This window comes from Maricaulis sp. (genome assembly GCF_030149515.1).
Taxonomy (GTDB): Bacteria; Pseudomonadota; Alphaproteobacteria; order Caulobacterales; family Maricaulaceae; genus Maricaulis.
In genome coordinates, this window is sequence record NZ_JASBRI010000024.1 from 125,636 (window position 1) to 150,748 (window position 25,113).

General features: G+C 66.0%; 25 protein-coding genes and 1 tRNA gene. 19 read left to right on the forward strand and 7 right to left on the reverse strand.

The window, feature by feature from the left end:
• Positions 1–33: 33 nt before the first annotated feature.
• From Q1U94_RS11360 to Q1U94_RS11370, 3 genes are read left to right on the forward strand one after another with little or no spacing between them, the layout of a single operon-like run.
• Positions 34–573 carry a shikimate kinase gene (locus tag Q1U94_RS11360; RefSeq protein WP_366917288.1) on the forward strand — a complete coding sequence of 180 codons (540 nt, stop codon included), beginning with the start codon at positions 34–36 and terminating at the stop codon, positions 571–573.
• Positions 570–1,673, forward strand: a complete 1,104-nt coding sequence (gene aroB / locus Q1U94_RS11365; RefSeq protein WP_300544634.1) for a 3-dehydroquinate synthase — start codon at positions 570–572, stop codon at positions 1,671–1,673. The genes Q1U94_RS11360 and aroB overlap by 4 nt, the downstream gene beginning before the upstream one ends.
• Positions 1,670–2,953 carry an HlyC/CorC family transporter gene (locus Q1U94_RS11370; protein ID WP_300544636.1) on the forward strand — a complete coding sequence of 428 codons (1,284 nt, stop codon included), beginning with the start codon at positions 1,670–1,672 and terminating at the stop codon, positions 2,951–2,953. The genes aroB and Q1U94_RS11370 overlap by 4 nt, the downstream gene beginning before the upstream one ends.
• On the opposite strand, the gene Q1U94_RS11375 is transcribed toward Q1U94_RS11370, so the two are convergent.
• Entirely contained in the window at positions 2,950–3,225 is a 276-nt protein-coding gene (locus tag Q1U94_RS11375; RefSeq protein ID WP_300544638.1) for a BolA family protein, read from the reverse strand. The genes Q1U94_RS11370 and Q1U94_RS11375 overlap by 4 nt on opposite strands.
• Positions 3,226–3,288: 63 nt before the next feature.
• On the opposite strand from Q1U94_RS11375, the gene Q1U94_RS11380 reads away from it, so the two are divergent.
• The 4 genes from Q1U94_RS11380 (at position 3,289) to arsB (ending at position 6,492) form a co-directional block, all read left to right on the forward strand.
• Positions 3,289–3,903: a DnaJ domain-containing protein gene (locus Q1U94_RS11380; protein ID WP_300544673.1), complete on the forward strand. Its 615-nt coding sequence runs from the start codon at positions 3,289–3,291 to the stop codon at positions 3,901–3,903.
• 122 nt (positions 3,904–4,025) lie between these two features.
• Entirely contained in the window at positions 4,026–5,015 is a 990-nt protein-coding gene (cobS, locus tag Q1U94_RS11385; protein WP_300544675.1) for a cobaltochelatase subunit CobS, read from the forward strand.
• 68 nt (positions 5,016–5,083) lie between these two features.
• Positions 5,084–5,443, forward strand: a complete 360-nt coding sequence (locus Q1U94_RS11390) for a metalloregulator ArsR/SmtB family transcription factor (RefSeq protein ID WP_300544678.1) — start codon at positions 5,084–5,086, stop codon at positions 5,441–5,443.
• Positions 5,440–6,492: an ACR3 family arsenite efflux transporter gene (gene arsB, locus Q1U94_RS11395; protein ID WP_300544680.1), complete on the forward strand. Its 1,053-nt coding sequence runs from the start codon at positions 5,440–5,442 to the stop codon at positions 6,490–6,492. The genes Q1U94_RS11390 and arsB overlap by 4 nt, the downstream gene beginning before the upstream one ends.
• Before the next feature lie 17 nt (positions 6,493–6,509).
• Here the strand turns inward: arsB and Q1U94_RS11400 are convergent, their stop codons facing one another.
• The 3 genes from Q1U94_RS11400 to Q1U94_RS11410 all read right to left on the reverse strand — a co-directional run bounded on the left by Q1U94_RS11400 (position 6,510) and on the right by Q1U94_RS11410 (position 10,886).
• Complete coding sequence (locus tag Q1U94_RS11400) at positions 6,510–9,491, reverse strand: hypothetical protein (RefSeq protein ID WP_300544682.1); 2,982 nt, start codon at positions 9,489–9,491, stop codon at positions 6,510–6,512.
• Positions 9,492–9,636: 145 nt separating this feature from the next.
• On the reverse strand, positions 9,637–10,518 hold the full coding sequence (locus Q1U94_RS11405) for a flagellin (protein WP_300544684.1): 882 nt from the start codon (positions 10,516–10,518) through the stop codon (positions 9,637–9,639).
• 95 nt (positions 10,519–10,613) lie between these two features.
• Complete coding sequence (locus Q1U94_RS11410; protein WP_300544687.1) at positions 10,614–10,886, reverse strand: hypothetical protein; 273 nt, start codon at positions 10,884–10,886, stop codon at positions 10,614–10,616.
• Between the two features lie 112 nt (positions 10,887–10,998).
• Here Q1U94_RS11410 and cobT point away from each other — a divergent pair, with 112 nt between their 5' ends.
• Positions 10,999–12,909, forward strand: a complete 1,911-nt coding sequence (gene cobT, locus Q1U94_RS11415) for a cobaltochelatase subunit CobT (protein ID WP_300544689.1) — start codon at positions 10,999–11,001, stop codon at positions 12,907–12,909.
• 10 nt (positions 12,910–12,919) lie between these two features.
• Positions 12,920–13,888 (forward strand): esterase-like activity of phytase family protein, encoded by a 969-nt coding sequence (locus Q1U94_RS11420; protein WP_300544691.1) that lies wholly within the window; start codon positions 12,920–12,922, stop codon positions 13,886–13,888.
• Here the strand turns inward: Q1U94_RS11420 and Q1U94_RS11425 are convergent, their stop codons facing one another.
• Together Q1U94_RS11425 and rpmB are read right to left on the reverse strand one after the other, a co-directional pair.
• Positions 13,889–15,628: an amidohydrolase gene (locus tag Q1U94_RS11425; RefSeq protein WP_300544693.1), complete on the reverse strand. Its 1,740-nt coding sequence runs from the start codon at positions 15,626–15,628 to the stop codon at positions 13,889–13,891.
• Between the two features lie 117 nt (positions 15,629–15,745).
• Positions 15,746–16,030 carry a 50S ribosomal protein L28 gene (gene rpmB, locus Q1U94_RS11430; protein WP_300544695.1) on the reverse strand — a complete coding sequence of 95 codons (285 nt, stop codon included), beginning with the start codon at positions 16,028–16,030 and terminating at the stop codon, positions 15,746–15,748.
• Positions 16,031–16,219: 189 nt separating this feature from the next.
• On the opposite strand from rpmB, the gene Q1U94_RS11435 reads away from it, so the two are divergent.
• The 7 genes from Q1U94_RS11435 to Q1U94_RS11465 all read left to right on the forward strand — a co-directional run bounded on the left by Q1U94_RS11435 (position 16,220) and on the right by Q1U94_RS11465 (position 22,656).
• Complete coding sequence (locus tag Q1U94_RS11435) at positions 16,220–17,026, forward strand: DUF3108 domain-containing protein (protein WP_300544697.1); 807 nt, start codon at positions 16,220–16,222, stop codon at positions 17,024–17,026.
• A gap of 72 nt (positions 17,027–17,098) precedes the next feature.
• Entirely contained in the window at positions 17,099–19,702 is a 2,604-nt protein-coding gene (locus Q1U94_RS11440) for an ATP-dependent DNA helicase (RefSeq protein WP_300544700.1), read from the forward strand.
• Positions 19,699–20,001, forward strand: a complete 303-nt coding sequence (locus Q1U94_RS11445) for an RNA-binding S4 domain-containing protein (protein WP_300544703.1) — start codon at positions 19,699–19,701, stop codon at positions 19,999–20,001. Before Q1U94_RS11440 ends, Q1U94_RS11445 begins: the two co-directional genes overlap by 4 nt.
• A gap of 34 nt (positions 20,002–20,035) precedes the next feature.
• Entirely contained in the window at positions 20,036–20,485 is a 450-nt protein-coding gene (locus Q1U94_RS11450; protein ID WP_300544706.1) for a TerB family tellurite resistance protein, read from the forward strand.
• Between the two features lie 65 nt (positions 20,486–20,550).
• Positions 20,551–20,892: a ferredoxin FdxA gene (gene fdxA, locus Q1U94_RS11455; RefSeq protein ID WP_300544708.1), complete on the forward strand. Its 342-nt coding sequence runs from the start codon at positions 20,551–20,553 to the stop codon at positions 20,890–20,892.
• Positions 20,893–21,113: 221 nt separating this feature from the next.
• Positions 21,114–21,626, forward strand: coding sequence for a CarD family transcriptional regulator (locus tag Q1U94_RS11460; RefSeq protein ID WP_300544711.1), 513 nt, complete (start codon positions 21,114–21,116; stop codon positions 21,624–21,626).
• A 118-nt stretch (positions 21,627–21,744) separates the two neighbouring features.
• Positions 21,745–22,656: an RNA polymerase factor sigma-32 gene (locus Q1U94_RS11465; RefSeq protein ID WP_300544714.1), complete on the forward strand. Its 912-nt coding sequence runs from the start codon at positions 21,745–21,747 to the stop codon at positions 22,654–22,656.
• 55 nt (positions 22,657–22,711) lie between these two features.
• Here the strand turns inward: Q1U94_RS11465 and Q1U94_RS11470 are convergent, their stop codons facing one another.
• Complete coding sequence (locus tag Q1U94_RS11470) at positions 22,712–23,473, reverse strand: thermonuclease family protein (protein WP_300544716.1); 762 nt, start codon at positions 23,471–23,473, stop codon at positions 22,712–22,714.
• 161 nt (positions 23,474–23,634) lie between these two features.
• On the opposite strand from Q1U94_RS11470, the gene Q1U94_RS11475 reads away from it, so the two are divergent.
• The 3 genes from Q1U94_RS11475 to Q1U94_RS11485 all read left to right on the forward strand — a co-directional run bounded on the left by Q1U94_RS11475 (position 23,635) and on the right by Q1U94_RS11485 (position 25,022).
• Positions 23,635–24,189: a methyl-accepting chemotaxis protein gene (locus Q1U94_RS11475; protein ID WP_300544718.1), complete on the forward strand. Its 555-nt coding sequence runs from the start codon at positions 23,635–23,637 to the stop codon at positions 24,187–24,189.
• An 83-nt stretch (positions 24,190–24,272) separates the two neighbouring features.
• A complete protein-coding gene (locus tag Q1U94_RS11480) occupies positions 24,273–24,929 on the forward strand; it encodes a DsbA family protein (protein ID WP_300544720.1) in 657 nt (218 codons plus the stop codon).
• 16 nt (positions 24,930–24,945) lie between these two features.
• Positions 24,946–25,022: transfer RNA gene (locus tag Q1U94_RS11485), tRNA-Arg, on the forward strand.
• The last annotated feature ends 91 nt before the right edge of the window (positions 25,023–25,113 follow it).

Sequence of the window (25,113 nt, forward strand, 5' to 3'; positions counted from 1 at the left end):
GCGGCGATTTCCAGACCGTTTATACCGCTAGGCATGACCCGCAAGCTGACAATGGACCGCACGCTCGTGCTCATCGGCCTCATGGGCGTCGGCAAGACCACGGTGGGCCGCCGCCTGGCGAGGGCTCTCGGTCTGGATTTCCGCGATGCCGACGAGGAAGTCGAACGCGCGGCCGGCCGGTCGGTTTCCGAAATCTTCGACGATTTCGGCGAAGCGGCTTTCCGCGAAGGCGAACGCAAGGTGATCGCCCGTCTACTGGACCAGCCGCCCATGGTGCTGGCCCTGGGCGGCGGCGCCTTCATCGACCCCGAAACCCGCGCCGAGGTGAAGGCCCGGGCCACGTCGATCTGGCTGCAGGCGGATATCGACACGCTGGTGAACCGCGTCTCGCGCCGCGACACGCGGCCGCTCCTGCGGGGCAACGACCCGCGCGGCGTTCTGGAACGCTTGCTCGAAACCCGCACGCCCGCGTATGCAGAGGCCGACATCCATGTCGATGCGTCGGCCGGCTCGCACCAGGCCACGCTGGACGCGATATTGCGGGCGCTGGCAGCCCGGGAGGCCGAGGTTTGAGCGAAATTCTCCGTGTACCTGTCGGGCTGGGAGCACGCAGCTATGACGTTCTGGTGGGCGCCGGCGCCCTGGCCGCCGCCCAATCGCGCCTGCCGGATTTCTTTCCACGCGGCCGCGCCATCATCGTCACCGACCGCAATGTCGCCGCGCTGCACCTCAAGACCGTGTCCGACCGGCTGGAAGCGGCGGGCCTGCGTGCCGATCCGGTCGTGGTGGAACCGGGCGAAACCTCGAAAAGCTGGGACGGTCTGGAACATCTCGTCGACTGCCTGCTGGACCGCAATATCGAGCGCTCGGAAAGCGTCATCGCCCTGGGCGGCGGGGTGATCGGCGATCTCACCGGTTTTGCCGCCTCGATCACCAAGCGCGGTGTCGACTTCATCCAGATCCCGACCACGCTTCTTGCCCAGGTCGACAGTTCGGTCGGCGGCAAGACGGGTATCAATACCGGTCACGGCAAGAATTTCGTCGGCACCTTCCACCAGCCCCGCCTGGTGATCGCCGACATGGACCTTCTTGCCAGCCTGCCCCTGCGCGAACAGCGGGCGGGCTATGCCGAGATCGTCAAGGCGGCCCTGGTCGGCGACGCCGGCCTGTTCGGCCGGCTCGAAGCGGCCGGCGCAAGCGCCCTGGAGGGCGATGTGCTGAGCGCGGCCGTCGCGGCGGCGGTTGCGTTCAAGGCGAAGATCGTGGCCGAGGACGAGCGCGAAGCCGGTGCCCGCGCCCTGCTGAATCTCGGTCATACATTCGCGCACGCCTTCGAGGCGGAAGCACCCAAGGACGCCATCCGCCACGGAGAGGCTGTTGCCGCCGGGCTCGCCCTGGCCTTTGCCTATTCCGCCCGGCGCGGCCTCTGCCCGGCGGAGGATGCGGACCGGGTCGCGGGCCATCTCCGCGCGGCCGGGCTTCCGGACGGCCCCGGAGCCCTTGCGCACGGCGACTGGGTCGCCGAACGCTTGATCGACCGCATGCGCGATGACAAGAAGAACCGGGACGGGCGCATTACCCTGATCCTGGCGCGCGGGATCGGCCGCGCCTATATCGATCGCGATACGGATGAAACCGACCTGACCCGTTTCCTGGAGACCCTGCTCAAATGAGCCTCGACTGGACCCTCATCGGCCCCGTGCTGGTGATCATCGGCCTGCTGTGCCTGTCCGCCTTCTTTTCCGGTTCCGAAACCTCGATGACGGCCACGTCGCGAGCGCGCATGCTGCAGCTGGAACGCGACAGGCATCACAGTGCCGGCGTGGTCAACCGGCTGATCTCGGACGGCGAAGGCCTGCTGGGCTCGATCCTGCTGGGCAATAATCTCGTCAACATTGCGGCCTCGATGGTGGCGGGGCAGTTGTTCGAACGCCTGCTGGGCGGAAACTCGGTGCTCTGGGCGACACTGGTCATGACCTTCACGGTGCTGATCTTTGCCGAAGTCCTGCCCAAGACCTACGCGTTGTCCAACCCGGAGCGGTTTGCCCTGACCGTGGCCCGTCCGCTGCTGGTCGCCGTGAAGATTTTCGCGCCGGTCGTGCGCGCGGTGCAGTTCGTGGTCTCCGGCACGCTGCGCCTTTTTGGCGCCAATGTGGAAGGCCCCGTCCTGTCTGCACATGACGAGCTGCGCGGCGCCATCGCCCTGCATCACGAGGAAGGCAGCGTGGTGAAAGACGACCGCGACATGCTGGGCGGCGTGCTGGATCTGCGCGAACTGACCGTCGACGACATCATGGTGCACAGGAAGTCGATCGTGATGATCGACGCCGACAAGTCGCCCGCCGAGATCGTCACCGAAGCCCTGCACAGCCCGCATACGCGCCTGCCGCTCTACAAGGACGATACCGAGAACATCGTCGGCATCCTGCATGTGCGCGACATGGCGCGAGCCCTGCACGAAGCCGACGGCGACGCCTCGCAGGTGGATATCGATGCCTTGCGGCGCGAGCCCTGGTTCGTGCCGGAAACCACCGAAGTGCTCGACCAGCTCAACGCGTTCCGCGAGAAGCGCGAACATTTCGCGCTCGTCGTCGACGAATACGGAGCCCTGATGGGGCTGGTGACCCTGGAAGACATTCTCGAGGAAATCGTCGGCGCAATCGAGGACGAGCACGACATCACCGTGGAAGGCATCCAGCCGGACGAGAATGAAAGCTGGCTGGTCGACGGCTCCGTACCGATCCGCGATCTCAACCGGGCGCTGGACTGGGAATTGCCCGACGAGGAAGCCGTCACGATCGCCGGCCTGGTCATCCACGAGGCCCAGACCATTCCCGAGCGCGGACAGGTCTTCCAGTTCCACGGAGCCCGGTTCGAAGTGGTCGAACGCCGCCGCAACCAGATCACCCGGTTGCGCGTATCCGTCTCGCCCGACGATGTGGACGGAGGCTAGGCGTTTTCACCCGGCGCCCTGGCCTTGATCGCCAGGGCGTGTACCGGTCCCGCCAGCTCCCCGGCGAGCGCGTCATTGACCAGCCGGTGCCGCGCGACACGGCTCAGCCCGGCGAATCGCGGCGACACGATGTCCACGGTGAAATGACTTTCCCCGCCCGGACGCGCACCGGCATGACCGGCATGCAGGTGGCTGTCATCGCTGACCTGAAGCGCCAAAGGCGCCAGTTTTTCACGCAATCGGGACTCGATCCGATCCCTTACAGATCCCATATCCAGACCTTTCCACACCGGTTTCATTGCTGCTTTACGCACGCATGCCCATAATTGGCGATTATGTCGGAAGCCTTCCAGTACAAGCCGCGGTTCAAGGACATCCGCATCAAGCCGCCCAAGGACGAGCCGGCGCCGGAGGAGCGTGTGTGCGAATGGCCGGGCTGCCGCAGGCACGGCGACAGCCGGGCGCCCAAGTCCACGGACCGTCTCAATGATTTCTACTGGTTCTGCCAGCGGCACGCGGCCGAGTACAACAAATCCTGGAATTTTTTCGAGGGCATGAACGAGCATGCCGCTCAGGCCTTCCGGGAAAGCGCCGCCTATGGCCACCGGCCGACCTGGAGCTGGCGCAACACGCATTCCACCAGCGCCAAGGCGCAGCGCGCCAGTCGCGATTTCGCCGACGGCTTCACCGATCCGTTCGGCATGTTCGGCGACCGGCGCGACCCGCACAAGGACGCACCCCGGGAAAAATCACTTGGCCGTCTTCAGTCCAAGGCGCTGGAAACCATGGGACTGGATCGCGATGTGGAGCCCGCCAGGGTGCGCCGGCGCTATGCGGAACTGGTCAAGCAGTTTCACCCGGACGCCAATGGCGGCGACCGTTCGAGCGAGGAACAGCTGGGACGGGTGATCGCGGCCTATCAGATACTGAAGAATGCCGGCATGGCCTAGGCCGCACAGACGTGCGCCTCAGCCCTACGGCTTGTCCGCCGACCGGGCGTGCGTTACGTCCATAATGTTAGTTTACGCGGCCGCAGCAAACGACGGCCGCCGCGAAAGGCAAGACCGGTTCGATGAGCGACAACTTTCCCCTCAACGCCCCAGACACGACCGCCGACACCAGCGCCCTGTTCGGATTCGATGCCGGATTCGACGTGCCGATGTTCTCGAAGGCGGATGAGCACACCCCCAGGATCGATCCGGATTATGTCTTCGATCCGGCGACAACGCGGGCGATTCTCGCCGGCTTTGCCTTCAATCGCCGCGTCATGATCCAGGGCTATCACGGGACCGGCAAGTCCACCCACGTCGAACAGGTCGCCGCGCGGCTGAACTGGCCGATGGTCAGGGTGAATCTCGACAGCCATGTCAGCCGCATCGACATGGTCGGCAAGGACGCCATCGTCCTCAAGGACGGCAAACAGGTCACGGAATTCCAGGAAGGCATCCTGCCCTGGGATCTGCAGCGTCCCGTCGCCCTCCTGTTCGACGAATACGATGCCGGCCGCCCCGATGTGATGTTCGTGATCCAGCGCGTGCTGGAAGCCTCCGGTTCGCTGACCCTGCTGGACCAGACCAAGGTGATCCGGCCGCACCCCTATTTCCGCCTGTTCTCGACGACCAACACGATCGGCTTGGGCGATACGACCGGCCTCTATCACGGCACCCAGCAGATCAACCAGGGCCAGATGGACCGCTGGTCGATCGTCTCGACGCTCAACTATCTGCCGCGCGAAACCGAAAACGCGATTGTGCTGGCCAAGATGAAGACACTGGCGGGCACCGAGGACGGCAAGAAGATCGTCGGGGACATGGTCAAGGTGGCCGACCTTACCCGCGAAGCCTTCATCAATGGCGACATCTCGACCGTGATGAGCCCGAGGACCGTGCTCACCTGGGCGGAGAATTACGAGATCTTCGGCGATCTGGGCGGGGCGTTCCGCCTGACCTTCCTGAACAAGTGCGACGAGCTGGAACGCCCGACCATTGCGGAAATGTATCAGCGTGTGTTCGGCGAGGATCTGCCCGAAGCACCGGTTAAGGCGGAAATCTCCGCAGCGTAGGCCCGGGCCGCTGCACCGCCGACAGGTTTCGTATTGCCGCCGTCACATAATTCAATTATCGCTGAATTATGGAATCCGAGACCGCCGTCCGCCGCCTCGCCGCCCTGGCCCAGTCCAGCCGCCTGAGCGTTTTTCGTCTTCTGGTGAAAGCGGGCCATGAGGGCCTGCCCGCCGGTGAAATCGCCCGGTCTCTGGCGATCGCGCCGAACACGCTGTCGGCGCAGCTCAACCTCCTGGCCCAGGCCGGCCTGGTGACGAACCGGCGCGAAGGCCGTTCACTGATCTATTCCGCGCAATTCGAGCAGATGGCCGAGCTGCTGGTCTATCTGATGGACGATTGTTGTCACGGTCATGCCGACGTATGCGGCCCCATTGTCGAGGCCGCCGCGCGCGGTGAGTGCTGCGACACGGAGAACCGGCCGGCATGAGCACGTTCGAACGCTATCTGTCGGCCTGGGTGGCCCTGTGCATCGTGGCCGGCATCGGGCTCGGCCAGGTCCTGCCCGGCGTGTTCGAGGCGCTGGCGGCGCTGGAATACGCCAATGTGAATTTCGCTGTGGCCGTGCTGATCTGGGCGATGGTCTGGCCGATGATGATTGCCGTCGATTTCGCCAGCCTGAAGCGCGTCGGCGACCGGCCCAAGGGCCTGCTCATCACGCTGGCCGTGAACTGGCTGATCAAGCCTTTCACCATGGCGGCGCTGGGTGTTGTCTTTTTCAAGCATGTCTTTGCCGGCCTGATCCCGCCGGCCGATGCCGACGGCTATATCGCCGGGCTGATCCTGCTCGGCGCGGCGCCCTGCACGGCGATGGTCTTCGTCTGGTCACAGCTGACCCGGGGCGACGCGACCTACACGCTCGCCCAGGTTTCGGTGAACGACGCCATCATGGTGTTCGCCTTCGCGCCGATCGTCGCGCTTCTGCTGGGCGTGACCGACATTGCCGTGCCGTGGGAGACGCTGATCCTGTCGGTCGTCCTCTACGTGGTCATTCCGCTGGCCGCGGGGATTGTCACCCGCCGGCTGCTCCTGCGCCGCGGCGGCGAGAGCGCCGTGACGGATTTCACCGGCCGGCTGAAACCCTTCTCCATGCTGGGCCTTCTGGGCACGGTGATCCTTCTGTTCGGCTTTCAGGGCCAGGTCATTCTCGACCGCCCGCTGGTGATCGCCCTGATCGCCGTGCCGATCCTGATCCAGTCCTACGGCATTTTCGCCCTCGCCTACGGCGCCGCCTGGGCCTGGCGCGTCCCCCACACCGTTGCGGCGCCCTGTGCCATGATCGGCACGTCGAACTTCTTCGAGCTTGCCGTGGCGGTGGCGATCAGCGTGTTCGGCCTGAATTCGGGCGCCGCCCTGGCCACCGTCGTCGGCGTGCTGGTGGAAGTGCCGGTAATGTTGTCACTGGTGGCCTTCGCCAACCGGACGCGGGACAGGTTCGACGCGCGGACTTCGGCGGACCGGCCACGCCGGCCCGCCTGAAAACCTGGCATCCGCCGTCAATTCCCGTCGATATCGGGCCGGGCCGAGTCGGCGCGTTCGCCGCGCCAGCCTTCGCGCCATGCCGCGTCGGACGGCCAGCGCCAGCGGCCGGAAAAGGTTTCGCCCGACAGATCGAACTCGAACCGCCCGGTCCGCTCATTGTTGGTGAACGAACCGGCCAGCAGACCGGACTGCGGATCGAACCGGCCTTCCAGTGTGCCGTCATCAACGTAGGTGCCCCGCACGGTTTCCCCGTCCTGCACCAGACGCAATTCGCCGAAATTGGTCGACCACGTGCCCTGCCACGGCGGCACGACGGACAGGACCGGAGCAGCAAGCCGGGGTGTCTGCAACACGGCCGGTTCACGCCGGCGCAGGCGATCGCCGAGATCGGGACGCGTGACGTCCGGGGACGTCCCGGCCGGATCCACATCGCTGGGAATGGGCACACGCCGGATCGTCGCGCCATCGGGCAGACGCGGCGACCGGGTCGCCTCGCGCAGCATGTCCAATACGCCGGGATCGATGTCGACATACATCCAGTCGGCGACACTGGGCCGGTCAAGCGGAATGACCCAGCGCGATGCCCCTGCCGGCAGGTTGAAGGACCGCCGCTCGCCGCCATCGATCCACCCGACGCCGCGCCAATGGCCGGTGGGTGCGACCTGGGGACGTTCGCCACGCCAGAATGGCGTGACTTCGAGTTCCGCGACCCGCCAGTCTTCGGCCGTGGCCCGTCCGACTTCATCCAGGAACCGCGAATTGCCCCGGCGCGTCTCTTCGTCGATGCCGGTGCGGAAGGTCCGCCACAACTCGCGGCGGTCATAGGCATTTTCGCTGTCGTTTTCCCAGACCTGCATGGCCATGGCGACACCGCCGCCGGGCGGCAATTCCACAGTCACACTGCGCTGGCCGCGCAGATTTCGCCGTTCCCCGCTGTCCACATCGGAGAATGGTCCGTCGCGGAAACCCCAGCTCTGCTCGCCGCTGCGTCCGTTGAGCGGGGAAATGGTGACAAAGACAAAGGGCTCGTCGGAGTTGCTGCCCCGGTCGACGGCAGATTCCCGCAGGCAGCGCAACTGGGTCAGCGTGAACCGGATGGCCGTCCAGCCGTCGGCGCGCTCTTGCGCGGACAGCGTCCCGTCGACGCGCTCGGCATCGTAGTAGAGCCGGTAGCGACCTTCCGGGCCGCCATCGACTGTCATCGACCGGCTGAACCGGTCGGCGCCGCCGAACGTCCGGTCGAACGTCTCGAGCGTGTAGAACGCCGAGCGCTGTCCGACGAAGTCGGCATTGCCTCCGATCAGGCCGATGGCGACGCGACGGATGCCGGTCATCGCATGATCGACACCGTCAACGAAATCGTCCCACAGCGCTTCGGCAACATCACCGGCGCTGGCGCTGTCATTGATAAGGCTGACGCGCTGCGGCCGGCCGGGAAACGGGCCGACCGTATAGACATCGTTCTCGCCCCGTTCGAAGTCATTGTAGACGAGCAGGCGGTTGTCGGTGCGCCCGCCGGCATCGCTCGTCGGCAGATAGTCCAGCAGTTCGGTCCGGGACCAGCCCTGTCCCTCGACGCGCAAACGGATATCCGCATCGGTGCCGGAAAGCCGGTCGTTCGACGTGCGGATGCGTGTGCGCAGATACCAGCCATGCGAGGTATCGATGGTGTCCTCGCCGCCCACCGACGGATTGCGAACGGGATATTCGCCCGCCGACATGAACTGGAACGGGATCCGGGAAAAGTCCTCGAACTGCGCCGTGCGCTGCGACATGGAACTGGTCTCGTTCTTGACCCGGTCCCAGAAGGCCTCGTAACGATCCCCGTCGTCCGGATCGATCTGCGCCATAGCCCGCTCGAGGAAATACATGAACTGCTCGGTCGAGCGGGTCGCCAGATACTTGCCCTGGGCGAACAGGAAGTCGGCATCCGTGGTGCAGGTCCGGCGTTCCGTGTCCGCGACACAGGTCTCGCTCGCACCGGCATGCTCACAGGACACGCCATAATTGACGATCGCGTTGCACTGCGCGTCCGTGAACACACGCTCGGCCGAGGCCGCGCGAAAATGCCCCGCCCCGTCGAGCAGGCGCCGTTCTTCGCCGCCGATCCGCGCCAGCCAGGTCGTATCCATGGCGATGCCGGTGGGGTGCAGGTAGACCGTGTCTTCCGCGACGACGTCCGACACGGAGATATTCACGGCAACGCTGTCGTCGCAGACCCGGTGTGTGACACACATCGACGAGCTCTGAAGCGGCGAATATGTACCGCACAGGGCCGACAGCGTGTCCTCCACACCGGAAGTGTTCGCGGCCGAACACGACAGTGAATAGGCGCCGTGATGGGCCGGAGCTCCGGCCTCCGTCAGCTCATAGGCGCCGGAATACAGGTCCAGCTCGCCACGCTCGGCCGGCGGGACCTCGAACCAGGTCCGGGCGCGGCGCTCCGGATCGTCGATCCAGTTGGAGTGCGAATAAAAGTCCTGAAGTGCATGGGACGCGATACCGATGATCTGGTGCGCGGCCGCGACGTCGCCGGCTTCGCCCTGCTCGGCAGCCCAGTACAAGCCGGCGAGCGCGCCGGCGAAATATCGCTCGAAATTGTCCGCGATACCGGCTGTGGTGAACGTGTCGTCATGATGCATGCGTACAAGGTCGTCATGCATCGCCAGTGCCGCCTCCATGCGGGCGGAATCGAGTCCGCCCTGGGCCCACCAGAGCGGATTGTACAGGTAACTGTCGATATAATCGGCATGCCAGGCCACACTCATCGCGGCGCCGCGCGAGAAGCCGGCGCCGTCGAAGATCGGCATGATGACATCCGCATCCGCCGCAGCATCCCCTGCCAGAGCCCGCAATGTAATGTCCAGATGGTGCCAAGGCCGTCCATGCCGGACGTCTTCCCCGCCATACCCCAGTGCCGATGGCGTCGCGCTCTCCAGAACACCAACGGCGGCGATGACTGCAATCGAGGTTTTGAGTGTTGCTTTGCTTGCCATGTTCTCCTCCCAGCGCAACCGAAGCATGCAACAATTCATCGCTGCTGTCAGGGCAAGTCATTGGTGCAACGCCGAAAACCCGCTCCATAGGCGGAGATGCGGCAACGCGCGCCCGCAGGCCGCAACCCAATGATATTGCGATTTGCTACTGGAAGAACTGCAGGATGGCTTGCGGGCGCCGGTTGGCGATCTCCAGGGCCTGCATGCCCAATTGCTCGCGCACCAGGATCGCTTCCAGACGCGCGCCTTCGCGGCCCAGATCGGCATCGACCAGATTGCCGATCCCCGTCTCGGTCTCGTCGATCTGCTTGACCAGCAGGGTGCGCTGGACGCCCAGCGTCTTCAGGCTGACGCCTAGACGCGAGACGGCGGCATTGACCGCCACGATCGAGTCCTCGAAATCCGACACCATCGCGGCATCCGGGCGTCCGGTCATGAAACCGGCATCGGTCTGCGGCAGGGTTGCCGGCAGGGTGGAGTCGAAAATCCCGCCACCATCGCTCAGATCCTCCGCCCCGATCGTCATCTGCTGGGCGGGATTGCCGGAAACGAGGACCGAGATGTCGGCCGCACCGGCCTCGAGCAGGTTGATATCGTTGAAACCGGCATTGTCGGCCAGGCGCTGGGCCTGGTTCCCCAGGGCGACGAAATCGTCCATCAGCGTACGCCAGCTGGTTTCGTCCAGCGAGGTGTCGGTCGCCGCGACCAGCTTGCTCTGCATCTCGACCATGAGATCGGAGATGCCCTCGGCCGCAGCGAGGGCGGTCTCGACGACTCCCGTTGCCAGATCGATGGAGGTCAGGGCTTCGCCGCGGGCACCGTTGGACGCACGCATGCCCTGCGCGAGGGCCCATATGGCACCGTCGTCGCTGGCCGTTGCCACCCGTAGCCCCGTCACGATCCGCTCCTGAATCGCGGTTCGCTTCTCCTCCAGCGCGGTCATGTGCTGGAGTGCGGAGTTCACGGCGGCCATGGAGTGTACCGAATAGATCACCCGTGCCGTCTCGCCACCATGTCGGGCCCGCATCGATCTTTTTCGGGCTCCGCCTGGCAAGCTGGCAGATCAGGGTTATCGAAACCTTTCCGGCGCGGTCATGAAATACCACACCGCCGGGCGGCCGGTCAGGCGTTGTGCTTCGTCGGCGAGGCCGTACCGGCACGGGGACCGGCTCCCAGCCCGTTCAGCGCGATGGCAATGCGCCGCAGGTGCGGCGGGGTCTCCCCGGCCATGCCCTCTTCCTGGGCAACTGCGGCCTCACTGACATCGTACTCCCAGCGCCGCAGGATCTCGATCTTCTGCTCGCGGGTCAGTCCCGGATGCTCGACGACATCCTCCGGTGCGCCGAAGATATCGGCCGGATCCAGAAGCGCCTTCTCGTATGCTTCGCGGTTCACGTCCGCCTCCTTGTCGACTGGATGACGAGTTTAGACCAATTCCACTGTTTCTTCACGGGGACAGGCCGACGCATGCCCTCGCAATTTTCTGCGGATTGACTAGGTTGCCGATATGAGTGAACCGCCCTCCGATCCCGATGCCTTCAAGCGCGCCCTTGCGATCACGACCCGCGCCATCGCCGGCGACCGGGATCTGGACGTGCGTTATGGCGGCGAGATCGCCGGCTTGTCGGGCGGACGAATCGTCCTGCCCAATCCCGGCACGGAACCCTCGAGGGCCGCGGCGGCGGCGGTGCGCGGACGCGCCGACGCGCTGGCTCTGCGCCTCGCTCATCATGACGAGGCGGCGCATATAAAATCCCTGCCGCCCGGCGCCACGGCCCGGGCCATTTTCAACACCGCGGAACAGGCGCGTGTCGAGGCGCTGGGCGCGCGCGACATGCGGGGCATGGCCGACAATCTCGATGCGGCGCTCGTCGCCCGCTGCCGCCAGAAGGGCTGGCAGCGCGTGGAGGACCGCCAGGCGGCGCCGATGGAAGAGGCCGTCGCCATGATGGTGCGCGAGCGTATCAGCGGCCGCCCCGCCCCCGTCGAGGCGAACGGACTGATGGCGCTGTGGCGCGACCGGATCGAGAACCAGGCCGGCCTGTCGCTGGACGCGCTGGCCGGGAATGCAGGCGACCAGCAGGCCTTCGCCGACCTCCTGCGCACCGTGATCCAGGATCTCGATCTCGCCGATGAGCTGGGCGGCGATCCCGAACAGTCGGACAATCCGGAGGATGAGGACGAGGGCGTCGACCGGGAACAGCGTACCGGCGAGGACGAGCAGGATTCGGACGGCCAGGATGGCGACGATCCGGACACGCCGGACGCCTCGGGCACGGCCGGCGACGAGGAGGAGATCAACGCCGAGGGCGAGGATGCCGACACGCGTGTGGACGCCATGGATGATGAGGGCGCCGCCCAGACGGCCATGCGCCCCAACTGGCAGCCCTCCGGCGATGACAATGCCAAGGCCTACAAGGTCTTCACCCGTGAATTCGACGAGGTGATCCAGGCCCCGGATCTGTGCGACAGCGAGGAACTGGAGCGGCTTCGCAAATATCTCGACAATGCGCTCAAGGGTTTCGACCAGGTCGTCGGCCGTCTGGCCAACCGGTTGCAGCGCCGTCTCATGGCGCAGCAGGAACGGGCGTGGAAGTTCGACCTGGAAGAAGGCGTGCTCGACGGCTCCCGCCTCGCCCGCGTCATCGCCGACCCCACCCTGCCGCTCTCCTACAAGCAGGAGAGCGACACCGAATTCCGCGACACGGTGGTGACGCTTTTGCTGGACAATTCCGGTTCCATGCGCGGCCGGCCCATCATGGTTGCGGCCGCCTGTGCCGACATTCTCGCGCGCACGCTGGAGCGCTGCGGGGTGAAGACCGAGATCCTGGGCTTCACGACCAAGGCCTGGAAGGGCGGGCGCTCGAAGGAGAAATGGCTGGCCGACGGCAAGCCGCCGCAGCCCGGCCGCCTGAACGATCTGCGCCACATCGTCTACAAGTCTGCCGACACGCCCTGGCGCCGCGCCCGGGTCAATCTGGGCCTGATGATGCGCGAGGGCCTGCTGAAGGAAAATATCGACGGCGAAGCCCTGATGTGGGCCTGGAAGCGCCTCGGCACGCGGCCGGAACAGCGCCGCATCCTGATGGTCATTTCCGACGGCGCCCCGGTCGATGACGGCACGCAGTCGGCCAATTCGGCGGGCTATCTGGAACGTCACCTGCGCGAGACGATCGCCCAGATCGAGAACCGTTCGGAAGTCGAACTCCTGGCCATCGGCATCGGCCACGACGTCACGCGCTGGTACCGCCGCGCCGTCACGATCAACGATGTCGAACAGCTCGGCGGGGCCATGACCGACCAGCTCGCGGCCCTGTTCGACGAGGGTGGCGTTCCACGCGGCAGCTTTGCTGCGGCGCCCGCCTCGCCGCTGCAGGGGCTCAAGAAGTCGGACTGGGCCTCGCTGGCCGGACGGTAGGAGGCAGCGCATGCGAGCGGTTGCCTTTTCCGCCACCGTTCTCGGCATCGCCCTGGCGGCCTGCGCCGGCGCACAGGATTATTCCGCCACACCCGTTCCGCTCTATCCCGACACGCCCGGGCGCGACGATCTCGACGGGCTGCGCTATCTCGGCGGGCTTGAGATCGCGCATGAGGACGACCGGTTCGGCGGTCTCTCGGCGCTGGAAGTCACACCCGACGGCACCCGCATTCTCGCCCTCTCGGACAGTGCCTGGTGGGTGACGGCGACGCTGGACTGGTCGGGAACAGGCCGCCTGTCCGGCCTGGACGATCTCGACATCCAGCCGGTTCTGGGCCCGGATGGAGATCACCTGGAGGGCCGGCAGGGCGACAGCGAGGGGCTCGCGCCGATCCGGGACGGCCGCCATGCCGTCAGTTTCGAACGCGAACACCGCGTTTTGGCCTACGATCTCGGTCCGGACTGGACCCAGGCGGGCTCGGTGCTGCCGGAAGTCCTGCAATCCCCGCCCGGCGCGGACGCGCTGGCCGACAATCGCGGCCTGGAAGCCCTGGCCACGATCGGTCCGAACCGCCTCCTCGCCGGCATCGAATATCCGCGCAGTGTCAATCTGCGCCACGAATTGTGGGAGGCCATGCCGGGGAGCTGGCGCCGGCTGGACCTCATGCTCGATCCCGGCTTCGGCCTGACCGGAATGACGTCCCATGCGGGCCGGCTGTACCTGCTGACGCGCTTCTACTCGCCGGATTACGGCAACCGGATCATCATCCGGCACATGCCCGAAGCCGTGCTGGCCCGGCCGGGACCGGCCCGCCCCGAACGCCTTGCCACGCTCGGCGCGCAGCATTCGGTCGACAATTTCGAAGGCATCGCCGCCTTCACACGCAATGGCGAAACCATCCTGCTGATCGTCTCGGACGACAATTATTCAAACCGCCAGCGAACACTGCTCCTCGCATTTGCGGTGGCGGAAAACTAGCTACTCCCCGCGCTCCCAGACGATCTCCCCGTCCACCACCGTCATCACCGGCTCGACTTCCAGGATATCCGTGGCCGGCGCCGTCATGATATCGGCGGAAAATACCGTGAAATCGGCGCGTTTGCCCTCTTCGATCGAACCCAGCTCGTCTTCGCGGAAAGACGCGAAGGCGGGCCAGAGCGTGAAGAGTTTCAGTGCATCCTGGCGAGAGAGTGCTTCGTCGGGATGCCAGTTCTCGCCCTGGAATCCGGACAGGTCGGCGCGGGCCACGGCGGCATAGTATTCGATCCGCGGATCGCCCTGCTCGACCGGCGCATCGGATCCGCCGGTGATGTGCGCACCGGCGTCCAGCAGGCTCTGCCAGGCATAGGCACCGTCCAGGCGCTCATCGCCCAGCCGGTCGGGGGCGAAATGCAGGTCGCCGATAGCATGGCTGGGCTGCATCGAGGCGATCACACCCAGCTCGGCAAAGCGCGGTATGTCGTCCGGATGGACGATCTGGCTGTGTTCGTCGCGCCAGCGATGTTCCTCGATCGCCCGCTCCTCAGGCGGCACCTGGGCGAGGGCTTCCTCGACCCAGTCCAGCAAGTGCCGGTTGCCCCGGTCGCCGATGGCGTGAACATTCATCTGCACCCCGTCGCGCAGGGCCTGTGTCATGAGACCGATGGTCTCGTCGGCCTCGGCAATCGCCAGGCCCGATGTCTCCGGCCGGTCGGCATAGGGTTCCAGCAGTGCCGCTCCGCGCGAGCCCAGCGCCCCGTCCATGTAGAGTTTCACGGCCCGCGTGATGACCCGGCCGTCGTCGGCCATGCGCGGCGTCTCGCCGGCCAGGTCGGCATAGCCGTCCGGATTGATCGAAACATAGACCCGAATGGGCAGCCGGTCCGCCTCGGCGAGCGCTTCGATCATGGCCACATCGGTATAGGGCACCGACATGTCGTGCGCGCCCGTCCAGCCCAGGCTCGCCAGCCGCCCGGCGCCTTCAGCATAGATATCCGCCCGTTCCGCGCCCGCCGGTGCGGATACCAGCGCCTGGGCTGACCCCATCGCCGTGTCGATCAGCATGCCGGTCGGCTCGCCCGCCGCGTCGAACAGGATTTCCCCGCCTTCCGGCGCCACGCTGTCTGCCGTCACGCCCGCGGCATCGAGTGCGGCCGAATTGGCCACCAGCGCGTGGCCGTCGGCGCGGACCAGCACCACCGGATTATCGGGAGAAACCGGATCGAGATCGTCGCGCGTTGGGAAGCGGCCTTCGGGCCAGTGGGTTTCGATCCAGCCACGGCCGAACACGACCGCGCCCGGTTCGGCTTCGGCTACGGCCGCTGCCACACGGTCGGCCAGCTCGGCCACGGACGTCACATCGTCGAGATTGAGCAGGCGCTCGCGCTGACCCACGCCGAGCACATGGATATGGCTGTCGGTGAAGCCGGGATACATCGCTGCCCCGTCCAGATCGACGATGCGCGTCTCCTCGCCGATCCACATGGTCAGACCGGCCTGCGGCCCCGCAAACACGATGCGCCCGTCCTGTACGGCCACCGCCTCGACCACGGGACGCGCATCGTTCGCGGTGTGGATCGGGCCACCGTGGAAGACAAGATCGGCCGCAGGCACACCGCCATTGTCCGCAATGGCATCCGGCTGCGGTTCGGCCGGAGCCTGCGGCGCCTCGTCCCCGCCGCTGCATGCAGCCAGCGCTAAGGCGCCGAAGGAGAGTGCGAATACGGAAAACCTGTTCATGCCTGCCCCCGAATGACCGAGTCCGAAAATCGCGGGGAGGCTAGCGGCATGCCGCACATACGACAACGCCCGCTGCAGGCAGCGGGCGTTACCGAAATCGTTCGAGTGCCGGGTGGCTTACGCCGCCAGCGCCTTCTTCAGGTCGCGCTTGATCTTCAGGGCACGCTCGGAGAGGCTCTCGTCGCGGGCCTTCAGAAGGAAGGCGTCCAGGCCGCCGACATGGTCGACGGAGCGCAGCGCCTTGGCAGCAATGCGCAGTTTGAAGCTGCGCCCCAGCTTTTCAGAGGCCAGGGTCACATCGCACAGGTTCGGCAGGAAACGGCGGCGGGTCTTGTTCTGAGCGTGGGAAACATTATTCCCCGTCATCACGCCCGTGCCGGTCAGTTCGCAGCGACGCGCCATAGTCGCACCTTTCAAATAAAGAATCCGTGCGCACCGGTCTTGCGAGCGGCGCGAGAGCGGGCGAAATAACGGAGCGCGGGCGGCCCGTCAAGCTTGCAGCGTTCATCTTGCAGCCGGTTTCGTCCTGTTATTGCAGTTGCTATGACACCCATCCGGCGGCTGGTGGTGCGTAGGCGAGGAGAGTTCCGAGTGAAAACGGCGTTGATTTCCGCAGTGGCGGTATGGGCTATCGGCGGATCGGGCCTGGCGGCCGACGATACCGCAGACACCGCCGGCGTGGCGGCCCCCATCGGGGTGACGGCACAGTATTCCGGCTCCGTCATGGTGTTTCAGGTGGCCAATATCGTGGTCTCGGGCCAGTTCGGCCCGGAGAATTATTCCGCTTCGGCCCGGTTTACGACCGCAGGTCTGGCGGCCTTGTTCTCCGATGCCGATATCGAGGCGGGCGTATCGGGCTATCGCGATGACGACCGGCTGCGCCCCTGGCGCTACAGCCATTTCAATCACGCCAGCAGCAAGAACCGGACTGTCGGCATCGACTTCCCCGACGGCGTTGCCACACCGGATGTCGAACCGCCCTTCGGCAATATGGGCGAACCGCCGGCCAGCGAGGACGAGCGCCGCGGCGCGGCCGACCCGCTTTCCACCCTCCTGGCCATGGGTCTGGGCGCGGCCTCCAACGGAGACAGCCTGTGCGAGGGGCGGCTGCCGGTCTTCGACGGCCGGGCGCGCTACAATCTGCGCTTCGAGGATGGCGGGACCGACCGTGTGCGCACGCGGGCCTGGCGCGGCGAGGCCCAGGTCTGCCACGCCTATTACGAGCCCATCTCGGGCTATGAGGCCGACGAGTTTCCGACCGAGGACGATGTCGAACACCCGATCACATTCTGGCTTGCCCCCCTGCATGACGGGCAGATCTACATACCGGTCCGCATCCGCACCAATGCCGGTTTCGGCGGGGTTACGGTGACCGCCCGGGCGATTCAGGAAAACTGACGCCGGCATGTCTCCGGGGCGCGGCGCTTCGGCCTTGCCCCGCCCCTGAACCTGGGCGTAAGGAGTGGCGTCATGTTGGCGCGCAATGACGGTTCGAGCCAGATCACTGCCGCGCTCGGACCGACAAACACCGGCAAGACCCACCTCGCTGTCGAGCGTATGCTGGCCCGATCCTCCGGAATGATCGGCCTGCCCCTGCGCCTTCTGGCGCGCGAGGTCTATGACCGGGTGGTCAGGGCCAAGGGTCCGGCCGCGGCGGCCCTGATCACGGGCGAGGAAAAGATCGTTCCGCCTTCGGCACGCTATTTCATCTGCACGGCGGAAGCCATGCCGGTGGAGAAGCGCGTGGCCTTCGTCGCCATCGACGAGGTCCAGCTCGCCGCCGACCATGAACGCGGCCATGTCTTCACGGACCGCCTGCTGCGCGCCAGGGGCACCGAGGAGACGATGATCCTGGGTGCGGGCACAATGACCCGGCTGATCCGCGAACTCGTGCCCCGCGCCGACCTGGAACAGCGCGAGCGCTTTTCCCAGCTGTCCTATGAGGGCCCGGCGAAGCTGACCCGCCTGCCCCGGCGGTCGGCCGTGGTCGCTTTCTCCGCAGAAGCCGTCTACGCCATCGCCGAACTGCTGCGGCGGCGGCGCGGCGGGGCCGCCGTGGTGATGGGCGGACTGTCGGCGCGCACGCGCACAGCCCAGGGCGAGCTGTATCAGTCCGGCGGAGTGGTATTCCTGGTTGGCCCCGTTGCGATCGGCATGGGGCTGAACATGGATATCGACCATGTCGCCTTCGCCGAGAGCCGCAAGTTCGACGGCCGCCGCCGGCGCCGGCTGACGGCGCCGGAACTGGCCCAGATCGCCGGCCGGGCCGGGCGTTTCCGCTCGGACGGGACATTCGGGGAGACCGCCGACTGCCGGCCGTTCGAAGCCGATATCGTCGAGGCGATCGAGACCCATACATTCGCCCCGGTCGAACGCCTGCGCTGGCGCAATCCCGATCTCGACGAGAGTTCGCTGGATGCGCTGCAGTATTCGCTGGGCAAGCCCTCGCGGCATCCCGCGCTGGAGCGCGTCGGCGAGGCGATGGACGAGCGGGCCCTGGGCGTGCTGGCTGCCGACCGCGAGATCCGCGAGCGGGCGGCCAGTACCGACGGGGTGCGCCGGCTGTGGGATGCCTGCCGCCTGCCGGACTTCCGCAAGGCAACGCTGGATGCCCATGCGCGCCTGGTGAAGTCCATCTTCCTGCACCTCACGGGGCCCGGAAGCCGGCTGCCGGACGACTGGCTTGCGGGCCATCTGGACCGGCTGGACAAGACCACCGGCGATGTCGATGCCCTCGCCTCCCGCCTGGCCTATGTGCGCACCTGGGCCTATGCCGCCCACCGCGCCGACTGGACCCGCGACCCCGATCACTGGCGCGGCCGGACGCGCCAGATCGAGGACGCGCTGTCCGACGCCCTGCACGAACGCCTGATGCAGCGCTTCGTCGACCGGCGCACCAGCGCCCTGATGAAAAGCCTGCGCGACGAACGCGATCTTCTGGCCGGTGTCTCCCGCGAGGGCGAGGTAACCGTTGAGGGTCATTTCGTCGGACGTCTTGACGGGCTGACCTTCAGGCCCGATGCAGAGGGCCGCGAGCTGGCAGCCCGCGCCCTGAAATCCGCCGCGCTGAAAGCGCTGCGGCCCGAAATCAACCGGCGCCTCGGCGCCCTGGCGAAGACCGACATGACAGAACTCACCTTTACCGATGAGGGCAAGATCGTCTGGAACGGCAAGACCGTCGCCCAGCTGATCCCCGGACCGGGCGCTCTGAAACCGGCGATCAAGCTGATCGGGGGCGATCTGGGCGCCGCCGAAGCCCGGTCGCAGGCGCAGGCGACGCTGGAAGCCCGGGTACGCAGCCATATCGAGACCGTGCTGGCCCCTCTGTTCAAACTGCGCCAGGCCGGCCAGTCCGACGAGCTGACCGGGCCGGCACGCGGGGTTGCATGGCGCCTGCACGAAGCCGGCGGCGCGCTGATCCGCACGTTCATTGCCGAGGAAGTGAAGGCCCTGGACCAGGACGAGCGCCGCGCGCTGCGCCAGGCCGGCGTCAGGATCGGCGAGCACATGGTCTACGTGCCCGAACTGGTGAAACCGGCTCCCGCCCGGCTCAATGCCCTGCTGCAATCGATCGCCGCCGGGGCGCCCGAGATCGGCTGGATTCCCGCGCCGGGCCTGACCTCCATCCCCAATGACCGCAACCGCTCGCGCGGCGATTATGCAACGGTCGGCTTCTATCCCTGCGGTCCGCGCGCGGTGCGCTTCGACATGCTCGAGCGGCTGGCCGACACGCTGCGCGAAGCGCGCACGAAGGATACCGAGCCGGGCTTTCCGCTGACCGCCGACATGACCGCGCTTCTGGGCTGTTCGGTCGACGATATCCGCGGCGTGCTGACCACGCTGGGCTACAAGCGCATCCAGAAGGGTCCCGATCCGGAAAAGGCCGAAGGCGAGCGCTGGGACCGCAAGAAGCGCCGCCCGCAGGGCCGGCCCAGGCCGCAGCCGAAAGCCAAGCGCACGGCTGCACCGCCACCGGCCGACAGCCCGTTTGCGGCCCTGGCCGAACTGAATCTGACCGGTACGGGCGAGCGCCGGTCCCGGCCGGGCCGGGCACGCAAGGCCAAGCGCTCATGAGCGACGCACCGGCGGGGCAGAGGGTCGACGTCTGGCTCTGGCATGCCCGCCTGTTCAAGACACGCAGCCTGGCCACCCGGGTCGTCGGCGGCGGCCAGGTCCGCCTGACCAGTGCCGGGGCCACGCGCCGCCTGACCAGGGCGTCGGCGCTCGTCCGGGCGGGCGACACATTGACGCTCCCCCTGAATAGGCGGATTGTGAGCCTCGAGATTCTGGGTCTCGGCGCACGCCGGGGACCGGCCGCCGAGGCCCGCCTGCTTTACAGGCTGATCGAGGACCGGGCGAGCGGCGACGAGTAGGCCGCCCGCCGGAAATACACCGAGGACGCTGTCCATGTTTGATACGCTGAAACGCCTGTTCGTCTCGGAGCCGGCCGAACCTCACCCCGAAATCGACCCGCATGTGGCCGCATCCGCGCTCCTCGTCGAGGCCGCGCTGGCCGACGGCATCTATGCCGACTGCGAGGAGAACCGGATTCGGCGAATTCTGGCCGAGGCATTCGGCATGGACGCCGCCAAGGCGGCCCGCGTGCTCGAACAGGCAGAGAGCCTGGCCGAAACGGCAATAGACCACCACCGCTTCACCAAGGTGGTGAAGGCCTGTCTGGACAAGCAGGAGCGCATCGCGCTGCTGGAACAATTATGGCTGGTCGCGCTGGCCGACGGGGAGAAGTCGCCGTTCGAGGATGCCTTCATCCGCCGGATCGCGCCGCTTCTGGCCGTGGAGGATCGCGAACGCACCTTCGCGCGCTCGCGTGCAGAAGCGCGCATACGGCCGAGTTGACAAACCGGCGCCTTGAGCCCATGTCCCGCCGGCATACCTGCCTCACCTCATAATTACCGGCTGTCATGACCTATATCGTCACCGACGCGTGCGTGCGCTGCAAATATACCGATTGTGTCGAAGTCTGCCCCGTCGACTGTTTCTACGAAGGCGAGAACTTCCTGGTCATCCATCCCGACGAATGCATCGATTGCGGCGTGTGCGAACCGGAATGCCCGGTCGAGGCGATCAAGCCGGACACGGAAGACGATCCGGACGGAAAATGGCTGGCCGTGAATTCGAAATTTGCCGAGATCTGGCCGAACATTACCGTGCGCAAGGACCCGCCCGCCGACGCCGATGCGATGGCCGAGGAAGAGGGCAAGTACGAGAAGTATTTCTCGGAAAAGCCGGGCAGCGGCGACTAGCAGCGCCCGGTTAACCAAACGCTACCGTTTGGAAAAACCCACAATTCGTGTTATGTTCCCGGGATTGATGGGCAGCGCGCGTGGCGCTGCCCGCTTTTCTGCACGGTGGCTTGCACGCAGCTTTTATCGATCTCGGAGCCGGGTGGGTGCCGGAACAACTTTGAGAGCGATCTGCGGCCTTTTGCGTTTCCGTGCACGGAAGGCCCAACGAGAGAGCATCCATGACGAAAAAAACCGCCAACGACAACAAGTCTTTCAAGCAAGGCGACTTTATCGTGTACCCGGCCCACGGTGTCGGTCAGGTCACAGGCGTTGAGAAGGATACGGTCGCGGGTTTCGACATCGAAGTCTACGTCGTGACGTTCGAACAGGACAAAATGACGCTCCGCGTGCCCACGTCCAAGGCCGACGCCATGCGTCCCCTCTCCAGCGACCGCATCGTGAAGGATGCGATGAAGACGCTGAAGGGAAAGGCCAAGGTCAAGCGGACCATGTGGAGCCGGCGCGCCCAGGAATACGAAGCGAAGATCAATTCCGGCGACCTGATCATGATCGCGGAAGTCGTTCGCGACCTGCACCGCGCGGAAGACCAGCCGGAACAATCCTATTCCGAGCGTCAGCTCTATGAATCGGCCCTGGACCGCATGGTGCGCGAACTGGCCGCGGTCGAGAATATCGAGCACGACAAGGCCCGCGAATTGCTGTCGGTCTCGCTGGCCAAGAAAGCCGCCTGACGCGGATCTCGACAATTCAGTACCTGCATCAACGCCCGGCCCGAAAGGCCGGGCGTTTTGCATGCAAGTGATCCGTCCCCATATCCAGCGCGTAGACCGGTCTGAAGGAGGACGAAACATGGACCCGGTCACAACCCGTTCCCGCACCGCGCAGACCTCCGGTGCCCGCGATCCCGGCGAGCAGCGTTTCGTGAAACACGCCATGGCGCAGCCGCTTCTGTCGCGCGAGGACGAAGCCTCGCTTGCACGGCGCTGGAAGGACGACAGAGACGAGGCAGCCCTGCACCGGCTGACCGAAGCCCACATGCGGCTGGTCATCTCGGTCGCGGCACGGTACCGGCGCTACGGCCTGCCCTTCTCCGATCTGATCCAGGAAGGCAATATCGGCCTGATGAAGGCGGCGGAACGCTTCGAGCCGGAGCGTGATGTGCGCTTTTCCACCTATGTGACCTGGTGGATCCGTTCCTGCATCCAGGATTATGTGCTGCGCAACTGGTCGATCGTGCGCACGGGCACCACCTCGTCCCAGAAATCCCTCTTCTTCAATCTGCGGCGCCTGCGCGCCCGGATCGGCGATCTGGACGGCGCCGCGCTGACACCGGAGAACCGGCAACAGATTGCCACCGGTCTGGGCGTGCGTGAGCGCGATGTCGACGCCATGGCGGCCCGGCTGAGCGCTGCAGACCGTTCGCTCAACGCCCCGGTGGGCGAAGACGAGCAGATGCAATGGCAAGACCTGCTGGTCGACGAGACCGTCGCGCCCGAAGACGAGGTGATGGACCGGACCGACAGCGAACGCCGCAAGGCCTGGCTGGGCCAGGCCATCGGGACGCTGAACGACCGCGAACAGCTTATCATCCGGGAGCGGCGGCTGTGCGAGGATAGCTCGACGCTGGAGCAATTGGGCAAGCGGCTGGGCATTTCAAAGGAACGCGTGCGCCAGATCGAGGGCGTCGCGCTTGAAAAGTTGCGCAATGTTCTGATCGAACGGTTCGGAGATCCGGCGGATTCCGGCCTGCTGCCCGGCTAGGGACCGAGCCCGCCCGGCAAGCCATGGGGCCGCGCCAGGGCCCGCCGATGCGGGCTCAGTCCTGAAGCAGTTCGATCCGCTCGGGATGATCGACACGGATCATCGGGCCATTTTCGTCCTCGATCCAGCCGCGCACACGAATACGCCGTGTTTCCAGTGCGCCGGCGGTCAGCCCCGCCTCGGCGAAGAGATCCGCATCCCCCGCCGCGATCATGACCGTGAAATCGGTCCGGTAGTCAGCGCCGAAATTGAGATAGATGCGACCCGAGCGCAATTGCGTGGCCTCGACCACCCGGCCTTCGACCAGTTGGACCGACCCGATATCCTGGGCCAGCATGTCCGGATCGGTATCGCGCACGGCATGGACCGGGTCCGCCCACAGGCCGCGCCCCTGCGCCCGTGCGACGGCTTCAAGCGACAACAGGTCGGCGGTGGCGGTGCGGTTATCCGCATGACTGAGCACCCGGGCCGCACCGGCCTCGACCAGTTGCGCCTGCAGCCAGATTTCCGGGTCACCGTCCAGATACACATGGGCCAGCGCCCGTCCATAGCGATCCCGCCGCTGACCGGCATAGGCCAGGCGCAGCGGCCGGTCCGCGAGCCCGTCGGCCAGCGCCGACCGGCTCAGCGCCTCGTCCGGCGCATCGAGTTCGGCCAGCCGGACTTCGAGCGGCGAATCGGTATCGGACAGGGTAAAGGAGAGCGGCCCCGTCACCTCGGACATCCGCCCGGCCTCCCCGTCCTCGAACGGGGCCGCCTCCAGCGAGCAGGCACCGAGAAAGGGTAGAACTACAATCAAAACGCGAAACAAGGTCATGTGCAGCGGCCCTTCACGACGTTCAGTCCGCTGCAATGCTACCTATGATTGCTTTCTGTGACAACCGCCATCCTGAAGACAGCCGGGAATTGGCCTTTCCAATCCGTTTACCATCTCCGGCTAATCATCGCGTCAGCAGTCACTTCAGGAACCGACCCACCATGAACGCTTACGCCTATTCCGATGACGCGATGGCCCCGACGGGCGATGCGTCCGAATCTGACGCCAACGCCATCGCCGAGGCGGTGGGCGAGACGGCGGCCCGCGCCTCCCAGGGTGCCGAGGCGGCCCAGGTGGCGCGCGATGCGATGAACCAGGTCGAGGAATCGAGCCAGGTGCTGGAACGCCGGGTCGAGGCGCTGACCGATGCGTCCCAGCGCATCAATGCTATCCTGTCGACAATCGAGGCGATCGCCAGCCAGACCAATCTTCTTGCCCTCAACGCCACGATCGAAGCGGCGCGCGCGGGCGAAGCGGGGCGCGGCTTTGCCGTCGTGGCCGGCGAGGTCAAGGCACTGGCCGGCCAGACCGCCAAGGCCACCGAGGACATCGCGGCACGCATTTCGGCGCTGGACAATGAGGTCAAGGAAATTCTCGACGGTGTGCGCGGGTCCGGCCAGTCCGTCGCACGCGGCAAGGAAGCCGTCGACCAGATGACCCAGGCGACCCAGGAAGTGGCTCACCAGCTCAACGGGCTGCGCGACCGCGTGCGCTGATCCGCTCACGGCAAACGCTTTCGCGAGACGGGCCGCGCAAGCGGCCCGTTTTCTTTGGGCGCAGCTGTGGCTAGGCTCGCATCATGACCCACACGGCTGATCTCTACTGGTCCTTCCGAAGCCCCTATTCCTATCTCGCCCTGCCGCGTCTCATCGCGCTGGAGGCGGAATGGGACCTCGCCTTCGATGTCCGGCCTGTCCGCCCGCTTGCCCTGCGCCAGCCGGATTTTTTCGAACGCGAACATCCCGGCTGGATGCACTATCTGCTCACCGATATCGGACGTCTGGCCAGTTTCCTGGGTATGCCGCTTGCCGCGCCCGATCCCGACCCGGTGGTCATGGACGAAAGCCGCAAGCGTGCATTGCCCGAACAACCCTATATCCCCCATCTCACCCGTATCGGCATTGCTGCCAGCGAGGCCGGCCGCGGCCTGGAAACCCTCTACGCCATCTCGAAACGGATCTGGTCCGGCCAGGCCTGGGCCCGGGAAGGGGTGCTGGAACAGGCGCTGGAGGACGCCGGGCTGGACGCCCGGACCATTCTCGACACGGTCCACAATGAGGCCGGCCGGCTGGACCGGATCATCGAAGGGAACGAGGCCGCACTGGAAGCCGCCGGACATTGGGGCGTGCCCACCATGGTCTACAAGGGCGAACCCTTTTTCGGCCAGGACCGGATCGAGCTGCTGCTGTGGCGATTGAAGCAGGACGGGCTTCAGCCGCGCGGCGAAACCGGCTAAGAGGCGGAGCTCAAGCGGCCCCGTAGCTCAGCAGGATAGAGCGCCGGATTCCTAATCCGTAGGTCACAGGTTCGAATCCTGTCGGGGTCGCCACTCTCTCCTGTGTCCAGCCCGCCGCGAGGTGCGCTCGGGCACTTGTAAGTGCTTTCGGGATTCCCGGCCGCTTCGCGTCCCTGGCACCCAT